The 15,523-nt window shown below is 70.8% G+C and carries 14 protein-coding genes; 6 read left to right on the top strand and 8 right to left on the bottom strand.

From position 1 onward, the window contains the following. The first annotated feature begins 120 nt into the window (after positions 1-120). On the top strand, positions 121-918 hold the full coding sequence (locus G555_RS19930; RefSeq protein WP_051209048.1) for a DeoR/GlpR family DNA-binding transcription regulator: 798 nt from the start codon (positions 121-123) through the stop codon (positions 916-918). Positions 919-991: 73 nt separating this feature from the next. Further along, the gene (locus G555_RS19925; protein ID WP_051209046.1) at positions 992-1,852 is read left to right on the top strand and encodes a shikimate 5-dehydrogenase; all 861 of its coding nucleotides are present in this window, start codon (positions 992-994) and stop codon (positions 1,850-1,852) included. Positions 1,853-1,855: 3 nt separating this feature from the next. Here G555_RS19925 and G555_RS0112870 read toward each other — a convergent pair whose 3' ends face one another. Beyond that, positions 1,856-3,814, bottom strand: coding sequence for a bifunctional aldolase/short-chain dehydrogenase (locus G555_RS0112870; RefSeq protein ID WP_028709173.1), 1,959 nt, complete (start codon positions 3,812-3,814; stop codon positions 1,856-1,858). Between the two features lie 224 nt (positions 3,815-4,038). On the opposite strand from G555_RS0112870, the gene G555_RS0112865 reads away from it, so the two are divergent. Continuing rightward, the gene (locus G555_RS0112865) at positions 4,039-4,827 is read left to right on the top strand and encodes an HAD-IA family hydrolase (protein ID WP_028709172.1); all 789 of its coding nucleotides are present in this window, start codon (positions 4,039-4,041) and stop codon (positions 4,825-4,827) included. Between the two features lie 220 nt (positions 4,828-5,047). After that, a complete protein-coding gene (locus tag G555_RS0112860; RefSeq protein WP_051209044.1) occupies positions 5,048-5,881 on the top strand; it encodes an HAD family hydrolase in 834 nt (277 codons plus the stop codon). A 4-nt stretch (positions 5,882-5,885) separates the two neighbouring features. Here the strand turns inward: G555_RS0112860 and G555_RS0112855 are convergent, their stop codons facing one another. From G555_RS0112855 to G555_RS19920, 3 genes are all read right to left on the bottom strand, one after another. Next, the gene (locus G555_RS0112855) at positions 5,886-7,028 is read right to left on the bottom strand and encodes an ABC transporter substrate-binding protein (RefSeq protein WP_028709170.1); all 1,143 of its coding nucleotides are present in this window, start codon (positions 7,026-7,028) and stop codon (positions 5,886-5,888) included. 68 nt (positions 7,029-7,096) lie between these two features. After that, on the bottom strand, positions 7,097-7,912 hold the full coding sequence (locus G555_RS0112850) for an ABC transporter permease (RefSeq protein ID WP_028709169.1): 816 nt from the start codon (positions 7,910-7,912) through the stop codon (positions 7,097-7,099). Continuing rightward, positions 7,909-8,706, bottom strand: coding sequence for an ABC transporter ATP-binding protein (locus tag G555_RS19920; RefSeq protein WP_051209042.1), 798 nt, complete (start codon positions 8,704-8,706; stop codon positions 7,909-7,911). The genes G555_RS0112850 and G555_RS19920 overlap by 4 nt, the downstream gene beginning before the upstream one ends. Before the next feature lie 219 nt (positions 8,707-8,925). Between G555_RS19920 and G555_RS0112840 the strand changes: the two genes are divergently transcribed. Continuing rightward, positions 8,926-10,644, top strand: coding sequence for an NAD-dependent malic enzyme (locus G555_RS0112840; RefSeq protein WP_028709168.1), 1,719 nt, complete (start codon positions 8,926-8,928; stop codon positions 10,642-10,644). 24 nt (positions 10,645-10,668) lie between these two features. Here G555_RS0112840 and G555_RS0112835 read toward each other — a convergent pair whose 3' ends face one another. The 4 genes from G555_RS0112835 to G555_RS22360 form a co-directional block, all read right to left on the bottom strand. Then, positions 10,669-11,742, bottom strand: a complete 1,074-nt coding sequence (locus tag G555_RS0112835) for a neutral zinc metallopeptidase (RefSeq protein ID WP_156887553.1) — start codon at positions 11,740-11,742, stop codon at positions 10,669-10,671. Between the two features lie 358 nt (positions 11,743-12,100). Then, on the bottom strand, positions 12,101-12,871 hold the full coding sequence (cysE, locus tag G555_RS0112830) for a serine O-acetyltransferase (RefSeq protein WP_028709166.1): 771 nt from the start codon (positions 12,869-12,871) through the stop codon (positions 12,101-12,103). Positions 12,872-12,932: 61 nt separating this feature from the next. After that, complete coding sequence (gene cysK, locus G555_RS0112825; protein WP_028709165.1) at positions 12,933-13,865, bottom strand: cysteine synthase A; 933 nt, start codon at positions 13,863-13,865, stop codon at positions 12,933-12,935. Positions 13,866-14,178: 313 nt separating this feature from the next. Then, positions 14,179-14,895 (bottom strand): glycoside hydrolase family 16 protein, encoded by a 717-nt coding sequence (locus G555_RS22360; RefSeq protein ID WP_051209040.1) that lies wholly within the window; start codon positions 14,893-14,895, stop codon positions 14,179-14,181. On the opposite strand from G555_RS22360, the gene G555_RS22355 reads away from it, so the two are divergent. Then, positions 14,888-15,325 carry a hypothetical protein gene (locus G555_RS22355; RefSeq protein WP_156887552.1) on the top strand — a complete coding sequence of 146 codons (438 nt, stop codon included), beginning with the start codon at positions 14,888-14,890 and terminating at the stop codon, positions 15,323-15,325. The genes G555_RS22360 and G555_RS22355 overlap by 8 nt on opposite strands. Positions 15,326-15,523 lie beyond the last annotated feature (198 nt).

The raw sequence follows: 15,523 nt of genomic DNA, 5'->3' as shown, positions 1-15,523 counted from the left end.
CCTTCGACAGTGCTTTCGGTACGCATCAACTATCACGTACTTGCGTATCAACGTCAAGAATGCGGGCAGATATTGCGCATCACGCGCATCTGCTAGTTTCGGGTCGGAGGAGGTGGGCAGGTGCCCGAACGCAACCGAACACGCAGATCGGCCACGCAGGACAGGCATCGCCGACTCCTCGACCTGCTCGCCGGGGACACCCTGGTCGAGATCCCCCACCTCGCGGCCACGCTCGGGGTCAGCGAGTCGACCGTGCGACGTGACCTCGCCGATCTCGAGCGGAACGGCCAGGTCGTCCGCGTGCTGGGCGGCGCCCTCAGCCGCCCGAACGACCCCTCATGGCACCAGAAGGACCAGCTCAACGCAGGCGCGAAACTCCGCATCGGCATCAAGGCGGCGACCCTCGTCCCGCCGAGCAGCCTGGTCTTCCTGGATGCCGGGACAACCGTGGCCAAGCTCGCCGGACTCCTCGCCGCACGGACCGACGTCACCCTCGCCACGCTCAGCCTGCCCAGCCTCATGGCACTCGCGGAAGGATCGGCCGAGGTGCTGGTCCTCGGAGGCAGGCTCCACCCGCGCGGGGGGCGGCTCCTGGGATCCCTGACCTCCCAGCAGCTCTCCCACCTGGCCCCGGACGTGGCGTTCCTGGGCGCCGATTCCGTGGACCCGGTTCGGGGCCTCAACTGTCCCGACCTCGAACTCCAGGTCATGAAGTCCCTCATCATCGAGGTCTCCCGGGCGTCCTGGGTGCTGCTCGACAGTTCGAAGCTGGGCGGACGTCACCGTCACCCCTACTTCGCGCCCCTGCCTCCGTCGGTCGGACTGATCACCGACGCGCCGGCGAGCCCCGCCGCCCGCGACACCCTCGAAGCTCTCTCGTCGGCCGGCCACCCGGTCATCGAAGTCCCGGCCTCCTGACCCGAGGGGCCACGGCACCGGAGGACTCCGCGGCATCGGCACGGGCATCGGCGCCGCCTCGTAGGCTGGCCGCATGCGACGGACCATCACCGACGGCCTCACCAAGGACACCAGGCTGTGCATCTCCCTGGCCGGACGCCCCGGAAACACCGGCACCAGATTCCACAACTACCTGTACGACGCCCTCGGGCTCGACTACGTGTACAAGGCCTTCACCACGACCGACATCGTCGCCGCCATCGGCGGGGTCCGGGCGCTGGGTATCCGCGGGTGCGCGGTGTCCATGCCGTGGAAGTCCGCCGTGATCCTGCTCGTCGACGAGATGGACCCGTCGGCGGCGGCGATCGAGTCCGTCAACACGATCGTGAACACCGACGGCCGTCTCCGGGCGTACAACACCGACTATCTCGCGATCGTGTCGCTGCTGCGCGATCACGGCGTGACGCCCCGCTCGACCGCCGTGCTCGGATCGGGTGGCATGGCGAAGGCGACCGTGGCCGCGCTGCGGGACTCGGGCTTCACCGACGTCACCGTGGTCGCCCGCAACGAGGCGACCGGCACCCAGCTCGCCGAGCGGTACGGCTTCTCGTGGCAGGCGGAGTTCGCAGATCTGCGTCCGTCACTGCTCGTGAACTGCACCCCGCTCGGCATGGAGGGGGCCGACGTCGGTGTGCTCGCCGCGCCCGAGAAGGTCGTCGCCGCCGCCGAGGTGGTCTTCGACGTCGTCCCCCGTCCGGCCCGGACGGTCCTCGTCCGGCGCGCCGAGGAACTCGGCACGCCCACCATCACGGGCGCCGAGGTGATGAGCCTGCAGGCGCTGGAGCAGTTCGTGCTCTACACGGGCGTCCGCCCCGAACCCGACCTCGTCGCGAAGGCGACCGCGTTCTCCCGCTACGAGGAGGTCCCCGGCGACGCGTCCGCAGGGGCGCGCTGACCCTCAGATCACCCGGTCGTTGCCGCCGTCGATCGGCACCTGCGCGCCCGTCGTCGCGGAGAAGTCGTCGGAGGCGAGGTGGAGGACCGCGGCCGCGCAGAGATCGCTGGTGATCTCGGTGCGCAGAAGATTGCGCAGCTTGTAGTCCTCGACGCTCAACCCGTATTTGCGCGCCCGGCTGGCGATCAGATCCTCGTTCCACAGCGCGGTGTCGAACACCGCATCCGGGGTCACGAGGTTCACCCGGATCCCCTCGGGGGCCCATTCGAGCGCCGCGACGCGGGCCAACTGGGTGACCGCCGCCTTCGAGGCCGAGTAGGGTGCGACGCCCGGGCCCGGTGCGGCCACGTTCTTCGACGAGACGACGACCACCCGCCCGCCGACCGGGGACGCCGCCAGGTAGGGATGGATGTCCCGGAACAGGCGCGCGACGGCGTCCAGGTTCGTGCCCAGGACGTTGCGCCACACGTCGTCGTCGAGGGCGGCGATCGGCGCCGGTGGCGAGTAGACGCCGGCGTTGGCGACCAGGATGTCGATGCCGCCGAACCGCTCGGCCGTGCGCTGCAGCACCTCCTGCATGGCGTCGGCGTCGCGCACGTCGGCGACGAGCCCCAGGTAGGCCGGGCTGTCGGACACCTCCTGGACGTTCTCGTGTCGTCCGGTGCCGACCACGGCCGCGCCTTGCGCGAGGAACGCGCGGGCGCAGGCCCGCCCGATGCCCGTCGATGCGCCTGTGACGAGCACGACGTAGCCGGTGAAGCGGGCGGGCGTGCCCGCCCTGCGCAGCTTCGCCTGTTCGAGATCCCAGTACTCGACGTCGAAGATCTCCTCGGCGGTCGGCGCGACATAGCCGCCGCAGGCGGTCGCCGCGGTGATCACCCGCATCGTGTGGCGATACACGTCCCGCGCGATGTCGGCGTCCTTCACCGTCCGCCCCGCGGTGAGCATGCCCAGCCGCGGGTCGAGGACAACGCGCGGGGCGGGGTCGAGGCGCGTGACGGGGCTCCCCCGCCGCGCCTCGTTCTCGGCGACGTAGGCCTCGTAGGCCGCCACATACGCCGCGACGTCCGTCCCGACGAGGGGGACGCGCTTGGTCCGGATCGAGTGCTCGGGAGTGGCCGGCCCCTGCTGGGTGACGGTCGCGAGATCGTCGCGCGCGACGAACGCCGCCGTCGCGACGTCGACGTGCCGCGACATCACGAGCGGAGCCCCGGCCGCTTCGGACAACGAGCGCCGCAGGGCGGCGAGCTCGACGCCCGGCACACCGGGCAGCGCTCCGGGCGTCGGTGCCGGTCCGACCGCCGCGGCGAGGTGAGCCGCGGCCCTGTCGACGAGGGCCAGGTGCCGCGTGTACGCCTCCTCGGCGGTCGCACCGACCGTGAACAGCCCGTGCCCGCGCAGGACGAGTCCGACCGTCGTGCCGCTCGCCTGCTCGGCCCACAGGCGCGAGGCCAGCCGGGCCAGGTCGAATCCGGGCATGATGTAGGGCACGACGAGGACGTCCGGCCCGAGCACGCGGGACACCAGGCCCTCGTCGGGGACGTGTGTCAGCGTGACGATCGCGTCGGCGTGGGTGTGCAGCACCCACGGCTGCGGCAGCGCCGCGTGCAGCAATGCCTCGACCGACGGGTCCGGCGCGCCCCCGTCCAGGAGGGCACAGCGCAACTCGCTCATCATCCGTGTGTCGTCGAGCCGCGCCACGTCGAGCAGCTCGCGCAGGCGGGCGAGCCGCAGCGGTGCGAATCCCTTCGGCGGGATCGTCGCGAGATCGTACCCGGAGCCCTTCACGAGGAGCGTGTCCACGATCGCGCCGGTGATGTCGGTGACGGTGCTCTTCACCGATGTGTTGCCGCCGCCGTGCAGGACGAGGTCGGGGTCGGAGCCCAGCAGTCGCGAGACGTACGCGAGCTGCTCCACCGGATCGGTCAGCGCGGCCGCCTCGGCCGCGTTCCATCGTGACATGTCACACTCCTTCGTGGGTCGCCCCCCCATCCTGCCGCTCACGGCGACACCGCACCGTGAGAGCGCGGAGTCCGCTCACCGGAGCACCCCGAACGGGGCTCAGGGACTTCTCAGCAAACTTGTATATACACGTACAGCCAACTTCGGCTAGCCTGGAAGAACACAGGGAGTCACCGTCGCCTTCCCGGAGGGCGGCACGCTCCCCCGAGCCAAGGAGTCCGCACATGACGCGTGCATTGATCCTCGACTGCGACGGCGTGCTCGTCGATACGGAGAGGGCCGGCCATCTGCCCGCATTCAACGCGTTGTTCGCCCACCTCGGCCTGCCCGTGCGCTGGGACGAGGCGACCTACGCCCGGCTGCTGAAGATCACCGGCGGCAAGGAGCGGATGAGGACGCTCCTCACGCCGGAGTTCGTCGCCACGCACAGCCTTCCCGCCGACCTCGCGGGCCAGAACGAGATGCTCGCCGCCTGGCACAAGTGGAAGACGGCCTATTACACCGACCTCGTCGAGTCGGGCGCCCTGCCCGGGCGCACCGGCATCGCCCGGCTCGCCGCCGAGGCGCTGGCCGGTGGCTGGCGGGTCGCGGTCGCGTCCACCTCGGCAGAGCCGGCGGTGCGCGCCAACCTGGCGGCGGCGGTCGGGGACCTCGCCGCCGAGATCCCCGTGTACGCGGGCGACATCGTCACGCACAAGAAGCCGGCACCCGACATCTACCTCTACGCCCTCGACAAGGTCGGTGCGACGACCGACGAGGCGGTCGTCCTGGAAGACAGCGCCAACGGCGTCGAGTCCGCCGTGGCCGCCGGCCTGGAGACACTGGTCACGGTCTCGGCCTTCACGGCCGACGAGGACTTCACCGGTGCCGCCGCCGTCCTCGAAGACCTGGGCGAGCCCGGCAGCCCCGCGCGGGTCCTCAGCGACCCCCGCGCCCTCGTCCCCGACGGCGTCGTGACCCTCGCGACGCTGGAGGCCATGCTGCGCACGAGGACCGGCGCGGCGCGCGCCTAGCGAGGCGGATCGCTCGGCAGCGGCTCCGGCCGACGCGCAGACAGCGTCCGGCAGGAGCCCGCCATGTGGTGGTCCGTGACGCTTGCCAGCACATGGTGATCCTCCCCCGCTCTCACCACATGCTGGTCCTGGGCGCGGCGCCCCTCCCGAGGCCGCGGGCATGACAGCATCGGCTGAGCCGCGGGCGGGGGCCTGCGCCGAGGCAAGGAGGTCTCCGCACGTGATCCGACTCATCGCCAGCGATTTCGACGGCACGCTGCTGCGCAGCGACAAGACCGTCAGCGAACGCACGCACCGGCTCATCAGGGACGTCGCCGACGCGGGCATCCTGTTCGTGCCGGCGAGCGGGCGCCAGCTCAGCAACCTCGCCGAGCCGCTGGCACGGCTGGGCTTCGCCGGGACCGTGCTGGCGGCCAACGGCGCGCTGGGCATCGACGTCCCCGACCTGACCGTGCGGCACAGCATCGAGATGAGGGCCGATGCGGCCCGGATGATCATCGCCCGGCTCAAGGAGCAGGTCCCGTCCCTGCGCATCGCCGTCGCGCGCGAGCTCAGCCGGCAGGTCGTCGGCGAGCACGGCTACACCGACCTGGCGGGGCCCGCGGACGGTGAGCCGCCGACCCCCGGGCTGCCCGAGGAGACGATCGAGGAGCTCCTCGCCCTCCCGACGCTCAAGATCCTGGCCCGGGCGCCGGGCTGGACCATCCAGGCGCTGTACGAGCTCGCGGCCTCGTTCGAGGTGCCGGGGGTCGCGGTGTGCGACGGTGGAGCCCCGTTCCTCGAGATCCAGGCCGAGGGGGTCAACAAGGGGACCGGCCTCGCCCGCCTCTGCGACGCCCTGGGGATCGAGCGGTCACAGGTGCTCGCGATCGGCGACTGGCTCAACGACCTCGAGATGCTGGAGTGGGCGGGGTCGGCCGTCGCCGTCGCCAACGCGCACCCCCGGGCGCTCGCCCTCGCCGACCACGTCGCGCCGTCCAACGACGAGGACGGCGTCGCGTCGGTCCTCGCCGCTGTCCTCGACGGGCGGTTCCCGGGCGGGACCGACTCGTGACGGATCACCCCAGGTGCAGGGACGTGTCCAGGAATCGGTTGGTCACGAGGTCGTCGGGTCCGTACCGCGCCACGTCGGCGGAGTGATATCGCGCGACGATGTCGATGAGCCGCTGGACTCTCGCGGTCTCGAACGAGCCCATGACACCATCGGCGCCGTCGGCGAGAAGGCCTCGCGCGACCTGCTGATCATGTGAGTAGGCGGCGGCGCCCGCGGAGTACACCCAGCCGGTGTCGTACGCGTCCACGAGGCTCACGATGAGCGCGTTGGCACGAGCCGGGTCCTTGGCGTAGGCGATCTGCGCCCGCTGCAGGACGGGCACCAGCCTCTCCAGGCACGCGGCCCGGGCCGCGACGTCGTCCTCGCGGACGATCAGCGCCTGGAAGTACTCGGGATAGCCGGTGTCGTGGATGAGCTGACCCGTGAGCGGACGTCCCCACTCCGGCACCTCGTGCTCGTAGGTGTACGGCTCGGCGGTGATGTAGCCCGCTTCGGCCACCTTTCCCTTGGCCGCGACGAAGGTCGCAGGGCGGGGCGCGTCGCTCCGGTCGAGCTGGCTCGCATCGAGGATGCCCTCCCCGGTGAGGTAGGACATCCAGACGTCCTCGGTGGCGCCGGCGAGAACGGTGACATCGTGCTCGGCCAGGTCGCCGATCGTGTGGACGTCGGGGTAGGTCTGCGGATCCCAGTAGATCGCGTAGGGGCTCTTCTCCAACCCCGACATCACCGCCGTGACGGGCAGGTCGGCCTGCGCGGCCAGGTACTCGGTGACCCGGCCATAGGCGAGCAGGATGTCCTTGTCCCCGTATAGCAGCGCCTGGGCGGACTGGTACCCGACCGGCGATCCGCCGATGCGGATCTCGACGTCGACGCCCGTCTCGGTGGACCCGTCCAGAAGAGGGCCGCTCACGGCCTTCTTCTCCGTGTCGATGGTGTAGTCGTCCCCGAGCAGGTTGTAGAGCGGGCCGTGCTCGGCCTCGGGTTCCCAGTCGGTCTGGATCACCACCGTCGCGGGGCAGACGCCGGCGAGGGGTCCCGCGCCCGAAGTGGCCGTCGGCGCGGCGGCGGAGGTGCACGCGGTCAGCGACCCGGCGCACGCGGCGAGCGCGACGATCGCCGCGGCCCATCGGCGGACGCGCTGAATCATGAGTCTCTCCTGTGCGGCGGTGAGGACGGATCGCGACGCGCGGGGTTCCGCCGCGTCGGAGGCGAAGTCTACGCGCCCCAGGCCTCCGACCAGCGGCCCACGATCCGGCGGCCGAGCGCGCCGAACACCCAGAACGCCACGAGGCCGATGAGACAGGCGGCGAGCACCGCGGCCAGCATCGCCGCGGACTGCAACCGGGAGCTGTAGCGGGCCAGCAGCAGACCGAGGCCGATCTCGCCCCGCCCGAAGTAGTAGTCACCGACGATCGCGCCGACGACCGACAGCCCCGCCGCGCTCTGCAGCCCGACGAAGACATGCGGAAGCGCGTTGGGCACCTGCAGCTTCCACAACCGCGCCCAGCGCGACGCGCCCGCCAGGTCGAACAGGTCGTGCAGCCGCCGGTCGACGCCCCGCAGCCCGTGGAGCGGATTGATGATGAGGGGGAAGAGCGCCACGATCACGCAGACGATGACCCGGGCGCCGAGTTCATAGCCGAACCAGAAGCCGATCACCGGCACGATCGCCAGGATCGGAACGGTCTGCAAGAGGATCACGTACGGGTACAGGGCGCGTTCCACCCACTGCGCGCGGGCCATCGCGACGGCCAGCAACGCCCCGATCGCGAAAGCGACACCGAGCCCGATGAGGGCCGTCCGGGTGGTGACCCAGGACGCCGCCAGCAACTCGCCCCGCACCGGCTCGCTCACGCCCGCGGCGAGAACCTCGTGCGGGGGCGGCAGCAGGAACCGCTGGTCGGGGGCGAGGACGAGGTAGCTCAGCGCGTACCAGCCGGCCGTGATCAGGACGAAGACGACCAGCGGCCCCCCGACGCGCACCACCCAGCCGTGCCCGCGGCGTCCGGGCGAGGGGTCGGAGGCCCTCACAGCGCACCCTCCAGCAGTCCCGCCACGCGACCCGCCAACGCGGCGAACGCGGGCGTGTACCGCAGATCCAGCGCCCGTGGAAAGCCGAATGTCACCGGGATGTCGGCGAGCAGCCGGCCGGGACGAGGCGACAACACGACGACCCGCGTCGACAGGAACACCGCCTCCTCCACCGAGTGGGTGACGAACAGCCCGCCGAACGACCGGGCGCGGAAGAGCCCCATGAGGACGAGGTTGAGCTGCTCGCGCGTGATCTCGTCGAGTGCGCCGAACGGCTCGTCGAACAGGAACAGGTCGGGTCGCAGCACCAGCGACCGCGCGAGACTGGCCCGCATCCGCATCCCGCCCGACAGCTCCCGGGGAAGCCGATCGGCGAACTCCGCCAGCCCGACGGTCTCGATCGCCTGCGCGGCCTCGGCCCGCAACCGCTTCCGCTCCGTGCCCGCGAGCTCTCCGAGCAGCCGGACGTTCCGGGCGACCGTTCGCCACGGCATGAGCGTCGGATCCTGGAAGACGAACCCGATGTTGTCCGTGGCCCGTTCGACAGACCCCGACGTGGGTGCGGTCAGACCGGCGGCGACGCGCAGCAGCGTCGACTTGCCGCAGCCGGACGGGCCGATGACCGACACGAACTCTCCCGCACCGACCGACAGCGACAGGCCGGACAGGACATCGGTACCGCCGAGCGTCACGTCGACACCCCGCAACCGGAGCAGGTCCGGCGACGTGCCGGCGGGTTCGGTGGTCGCGCCTCGGCCGGCGGGCGCCGTCTCGTCATCGCGGACGTTCGCCACTCCTGCCTCACCCCGCTTCCTCCGGCGGGCGGCGGCCCGAGCCGGGCACCCCGCCGCTTCGGCGCAGTTTACGCGGGCGCCCGGTGTGCCGGGCCGGTGATCCTACGCCGTCGCAGCGGTCGCGGATCCCCGCTTGCGGTTCTGCGGACTGCGCCGCCCGAAGGCGCCGCAACGGTAGCGTGGCAAGAGACACACCGATCGACGAGGGGAACTACGGTCATGCCCGGGCAGTTCGAGTACAGCCATGTCGACGGCGTCGAGCACGTGCGCATCGCAGCGCGCGGCAGGGACGTCCTCGTCAACCCCATGACGAACTTCGGTACCACGTTCACGATCGAGGAGCGCGGGGCGCTCGGGCTCCGGGGACTGCTGCCGCCGGCGCTGCTGACGATCCACGCGCAGATGAAGCGCCTCTACGGGCAGTTCCGGCAGCAGCCCACCAACCTCGCCAAGTACCTGTTCCTGTCCACCCTCCAGGACCGCAACGAGATCCTCTTCTACAGCCTGCTCAGCGAGCACATCGAGGAGATGATGCCGATCGTGTACACGCCCACGATCGGCCAGGCGATCGAGGAGTACAGCCACTGGTACGCACGACCGCGAGGCGTGTACCTCGACATCGACCACCCCGAGGTGATCGAGGAGTCGCTGCGCAACTACGGGCTCGGCTCCGACGATGTCGATCTCATCGTCGTGACGGACTCCGAGGGCATCCTCGGCATCGGCGACCAGGGCATGAGCGGCATCGTCATCACCGTGGGCAAGCTCGCCGTCTATACCGCGGCGGCCGGCATCCACCCCAACCGCGTCCTGCCTGTCGGCCTCGACACCGGGACCGACAACCTCCAACTGCTCAGCGACGACGCGTACATGGGCGTGCGCCACTCGCGCGTCCGCGGGCAGCGCTACGACGACTTCATCGACGCGTTCACACAGACCGCCCACCGCCTGTTCCCGTCGGCGATGATCCACTGGGAGGACTTCGGCGCGGCCAACGCGCACCGCATCCTCGACCGGTACCGCGACGAGCTGTGCACCTTCAACGACGACATCCAGGGCACGGCGGCCGTGGTCGCCGCCGCCGCGCTGACCGCCGTCCGCCGCACCGGGACGACGTTGGCCGATCAGCGCATCGTGATCCACGGCGCCGGCACCGCCGGGGTCGGGATCGCCGATCTGCTGGTGCAGCTCCTGGTCTCCGAGGGGCTGTCTGACGACGAGGCCCGCGCTCGGTTCTGGGCGCTCGGCAGCAAGGGCCTCATCGTCGAGGGCGGGCCGATGCGCGACTTCCAGGCGCCGTATGCCCGCGCGGCCTCCGAGGTCGCGGGGTGGAAGAAGAGCGCGAAGGGGCAGCCGACCCTGGCCGAGGTCGTCTCCCGCGTCCAGCCGACGATGCTCATCGGGACATCGGCGCAGTCGGGCGCGTTCACGCAGCGGATCGTGAAGGACATGGCCGCGCACTGCGATCAGCCGATCATCATGCCGCTGTCGAATCCGACCTCGAAGTGCGAGGCGACCCCGCAGGACGTCCTCGAGTGGACCGACGGCCGGGCGCTCATCGCGACCGGGTCGCCCTTCGACCCGGTCGTCCGCGCGGGAGTGACGCACACCATCGCCCAGGCCAACAACGCGCTCGTCTTCCCGGGCATCGGCCTCGGTGTCGTGACGTCCAAGGCCGGCCGGGTCTCCGACGGCATGATCGTGGCCGCCGCGGACGCCGTCGCGCGCGCCGTGAGGGAGTCGGGGAAGGGCGCCTCGCTGCTGCCCTCGATCAACGATCTGCGCCGGGTGTCCGCCACGGTCGGCATCGCCGTGGCGTCCCAGGCGGTCGCCGAGGGCCTCGCGGGCGCGGAGAACGACGATCTGGTGCAGGCGATCTCCGACAACATGTGGCGGCCCGTGTACCCGCCGGTCGAGGTGGTCGAGAGCATCGACTGACCGGCGGCCGCGAACCGCGGCGCGTCAGCGCACCTGGGACTCCGGCGCGGTGAACGTGTTGCACTGAGCCGGGCGGGCGCTTGTGAAGCCCTTCCTCAGCCAGCGTTCCAGCGTGTCCGCGGTTCCGTGGTCGGGAAGCCCCCCGGCCGAACGGCGGCGCACCTCCACGAAGGCCGCGTAGTCGCTCGCGTTCATCCCGGCCGACCTCCGGATCGCGACCATGGCGAGGGCCGCGAAGCACTCGGCCTGCACCTCGCGGCGGGTGGCCTCCACATGCGCGGCATTCCCCTTCAGGGAGTACTGATATCGCCAGGAGGCGTCGAGGATCCCGGTCCTGGCCTGCACGTGATGGCCGAACTCGTGGGCGAGGATCTCCTCCCCCCAGAAAGTGACCTGGCCCTGGCCGTTGTACACGGTGCGCATGGTTCCGTTCATGAACAGCGCGCCGTTGGCGGTGCAGTAGAAACCGCCGACGTTCACCGCGGAGACCTTTCCGCACGCCGACGTGACCGTGCCGGTGAACACGTGGACGGGTGGACGCGGCAGCGTGTCACCGGCCCGCTCCACCGGTGTCCGCCAGATCCTCATCAGGCATGCCACCACAGCGTCGTACCCCGCCTGCTGCGCCGCGACCGACATCTCGCCGATCCGCATCGGGTCGCGGGCGCACCGGACGGGCGTCGCGACACTGTGTGCGTAGAGCGAGTTGGACGTCCGCCATCGCTTCGCCTGCGCGATGCTGTCTGCCGTCGGCCACCATGTGAGCACACGCCGGGGCGGGTTGTACCCGTCGTCGGCATAGGTGCCGCCGGGATGCTGCCTCGTGTAGGGGTTCACCGGGAGGGGCTTCGGTTCGGGTGTGACCGGCTTCGGCGTGACGGGCTTCGTGGGCGTCGGCCTGGGCGTGACCGAGGTCGTCGGAGCGGGTGTCGTTCCCGTCGGAGCGAGCGTCGTCACCGACGGGCGTGGTGTCGGTGTCGCGAGGGACCCCAGCGACGCCAGGCCGTAGCCGAGCACGGCGACCACGAGGAAACCGACGAGACCGACGATCCCGGCCGCGAGGAGACACCCGCCTGCGCCGCCGGGTCGTCGCGGCATCGGGCCGGGTGCTGCGAAGCGGGTGAAGCCGGCGGGGTAGGGACGCGGTGCACCGTGGCCGGGGGCCTGCGGCCACGCCGGCGGCGGGGCGCCGCCGAAAGCGGCGGTCGGCCGCCCGCCCCACACGGGATGGACGGTCCGCCCGCGCATCGGGGCCGCCGGCCGGGGCGGAGGAACGATGCGCCCGCCTGGCCAGGGCGCTGCGCCGGGGTGACGCGGCTGCGGCGCAGGGGGCGGGAAGCTCACAGCCAGATGATAGGGGCGCCTCGGCCACGCCGTCGCCGGCTCCGAGCTCGGCAGCTCGCGGACGGCTCCCCGGCGGATGCCCGTGACGCGCGGACGACGCCCGCGCGGAGGCTCAGAGCCCGATGTCGTCCAGGGCCGGATGCGCGTTCGCAGGGTATGCCACGGGCCGGGCGGGGACACCCGCGACGGTCGTGAACGGGGCGACGTCCTCGAGCACGACGCTGCCCGCGCCCACCTTCGCACCCTCGCCGACGCGGATGTTGCCGAGCACCTTGGCCCCGGCGCCGATCATCACCCCGCGGCCGATCTTGGGGTGCCGGTCGCCGCCGACCTTGCCGGTGCCGCCGAGGGTCACCTCGTGCAGCATCGAGAAGTCGTCCTCGACGACGGCCGTCTCCCCGATCACGACCGAGGTCGCGTGGTCGAACATGATGCCCTTGCCGATCCGCGCGCCGGGATGGATGTCGACGGCGAATGCCTCGGAGATGCGGCTCTGCAGGTACAGCGCGAGCGCCGTCCGGTCATGGGTCCAGAAGTAGTGGGCGACCCGGTATGCCTGCAGCGAGTGGAACCCCTTGAAGTACAGCAGCGGCACCAGGTAGCTGCGGCATGCCGGATCGCGGCTGAGCACGGCCCGCAGGTCCTCGCGGACCGAGGACCCGATGGCGGGGTCCTCGCGGAGCGCCTCGTCGATGAGCTGTCGCAGGGTGAGCGCGTTCATCGCCGAGCTCTCCAGCTTGCCGGCCAGGATGTAGCTGAGCGAGTCCTCCAGCCGGGGATGGCTGAGGACGGTGGAATGGAGGAAGCTGGCCAGTGCCGGTTCGGTGCCGGCGTCTGCCTCGGCATCGACCCGGATGCGGTTCCAGACCTCGTCGCGGGACATGTGGTTTCCGTTCGTCGATGGGTTGTCGGTCCCCTGCCCGCGGCAGGCGGGCCGGATGGATTCAGTCGAGCAGTCCGGCAAACAGCGGCGTCGACAGGTAGCGCTCCCCGAAGGAGGGGATGACGACCACGATCGTCCGCCCGGCGTACTCGGGTCGCGCGGCCAGTTCACCGGCGGCGGCGAGGGCGGCTCCGGAGCTGATGCCCACGAGCAGGCCCTCCTCCTTCGCGGCGCGTCGCGCCCATTCGAAAGCGGTCTCGGAGGACTGCGGCAGGATCTCGTCGATGACGCCGCGGTCGAGGATGGCGGGAACGAAGTTCGCTCCGATGCCCTGGATCTTGTGGGGCCCGGCGGTGCCCTGGGAGAGCAGCGGGGACTCCGCCGGCTCGACGGCGACGATCCTGACCGCAGGCTTGCGCTCCTTCAGCACCTGGCCGACGCCGGTGATGGTGCCGCCGGTGCCGATCCCGGCCACGACGGCGTCCACGCCGCCCTCGGTGTCGGCCCAGATCTCCTCGGCCGTCGTCGTCCGGTGGATCTCGACGTTCGCCGGGTTCTCGAACTGGCGGGCCAGGATCGCACCCGGGGTCGAGGCCGCGATCCTCTCGGCCTCGGCGACCGCGCCGCGCATCCCCTCCGACGCGGGGGTCAGGACGAGGTCCGCGCCATAGGCGCGCAGCAGGGCACGGCGCTCCTTCGACATCGTCTCGGGCATCGCCAGGATCACTCGGTACCCGCGGGCCGCGCCGACGAACGCGAGCGCGATGCCGGTGTTCCCGGACGTCCCCTCGACGATCGTCCCACCCGGTCGCAGCTCTCCGGAGGCCTCGGCCGCGTCGATGATGGCGACGCCGATCCGGTCCTTCACCGAGTTGGCCGGGTTGTAGAACTCGAGTTTCGCGAGCACGGTGGCTCGGCTGTCGCCGTACAGGTGATTGATCCTCACCAGCGGCGTGCGTCCGATGAGCGCGGTGGCGTCGTCGAAGATGGGCATTGGTGTGTCCCTCCAGCGGGTGTGCGGTTGATGGCCGGGAATGGCTCGCCGGATCGAGATCCGCCCCAGGGCGGGCGCCCCGCGAGGGGAGGGGCCGCCGTGGGCGCGGCGATCAGGCAGGGGTGCCGTCAGGCCGGGATGCCACGACAACACATGCACATACCGCCACGCGAGGAGAACACCGCGCAGGGAACCTGGAAGGCTGCGTGCATGGGCCCAGCGTAGGACACGGTTGACCGATAAACAAAGACCGCGGTGCGGGCTTCGTGGCCGGCCTTCGCTCCCACGGTGGCCGCGCCTCGTTCTCGGCCCCTCAGCAGCCGTTGCGGGTGTAGAAGGTCACCCAGTCGACCTGGACATGTCCGGCCACCCAGTCCGGGATGGCCCGGTCGAACAGGTTGGTCTCGACCTGGAACACCAGGTGGAACTTGGTGTTCGGGATGCCCGTGGTGTGGGTCCCGACCCACGCGCCGTCCAGCCAGTAGGTGATGGAGTCCGGTTTCCACTCGATGGTCACGTTGTGCCACCCGTTGTCGTTCAGGGTGGCCTTCGTCTCCGACTTCGTCACGCCACTGGGCTTTCCCGAGGACAGGTCGCCGGGGCGGTGCAGCGCCGCGTAGGCGTACTCGGTCGACGTCAGCTCGCCGACCTCGGGGAAGTCGACCTCTCCTTCGGCCCAGTTGTCCGAGTCGGGCCACAGGATGCCGACGAACTTGTAGCCCTGCATCGTGGCGGCGCGGAATCGGTACGAGTAGCGCCCGTACTGCTGACCCCACTGACCGGCGACATGCGGGACGACGCCGGAGACGTAGTGCGTGCCGTTCTCGGTGCGTACCGACCAGTCCAGCACGCCGTTGGAGACGGACAGCACCTTGTTCTCGTCATAGACGCCCCTGCCCGAGGTGTCCGCTCCCTTGTAGGTCGTGAGCCGCTTCTTGTAGCTCGACGACGAGAACGAGCCGAGCGCGACGGGGGTGTTGAAGTCCTCGGCGTAGACCTGCTTCCAGCCCTGGATGTCGCCGGTGGGCATCGATGACCCGGTGTCGGGGGCGATGGAGCAGGTGCTCTTCGTCCCGCTGCTCTTCGTCCCGGAGCTCTTCGTCCCGCTGCTCTTCGTCCCGCTGCTCTTCGTCCCGGAGCTGGTGGCCGCGCCCGCCTGCTGCGCAGTGCTCGTCCGGGCGGACGCGGAGCCCACTGCTCGCCGCGCCGAGCGCGAGGCGGACGTCGTGCTCGTCTGGGCCGATCGAGCCGCTGTCGCGGTGGCGGACGACGCGGACGAGGTCGGCGATGTGGTCGCCGAGCGGCCGGTCGTGGACGAGGTCGGCGACACGGTGGCGATTCGGTCGGCGGACGTCGTCATGTTGGTGGTCTCGATGCCGCACGCCGTGACCGTCGTAGCCAGGGCGCCGGCGAGGACCAGCGCGGTGGCAGCACGCGCAGAGGATCGGAGTTGGAACTGACCGCTTTTCACGCCCAGGCGTCCCTTCGGTCGATCGTTCGATCCGGCAGCAGGAGGTGCCTGCTCCACCCGGAGCACTGATCGAGGCGAGCCTCGATTTCCCATGTATTCCACGGGTCCAGCGCTTTCGAGGCTAGCAAGTCTTAAGGAAACTTGGCAATCCTTAAGGAAGCCCGACCGGTGAAACCCGGGGTCGGTG

It is taken from the genome of Propionicicella superfundia DSM 22317, assembly GCF_000423465.1.
Taxonomy (GTDB): Bacteria; Actinomycetota; Actinomycetes; order Propionibacteriales; family Propionibacteriaceae; genus Propionicicella; species Propionicicella superfundia.
Note: the sequence above shows the minus strand (reverse complement) of the source record. Positions and strands in the feature narration are given on the sequence as shown.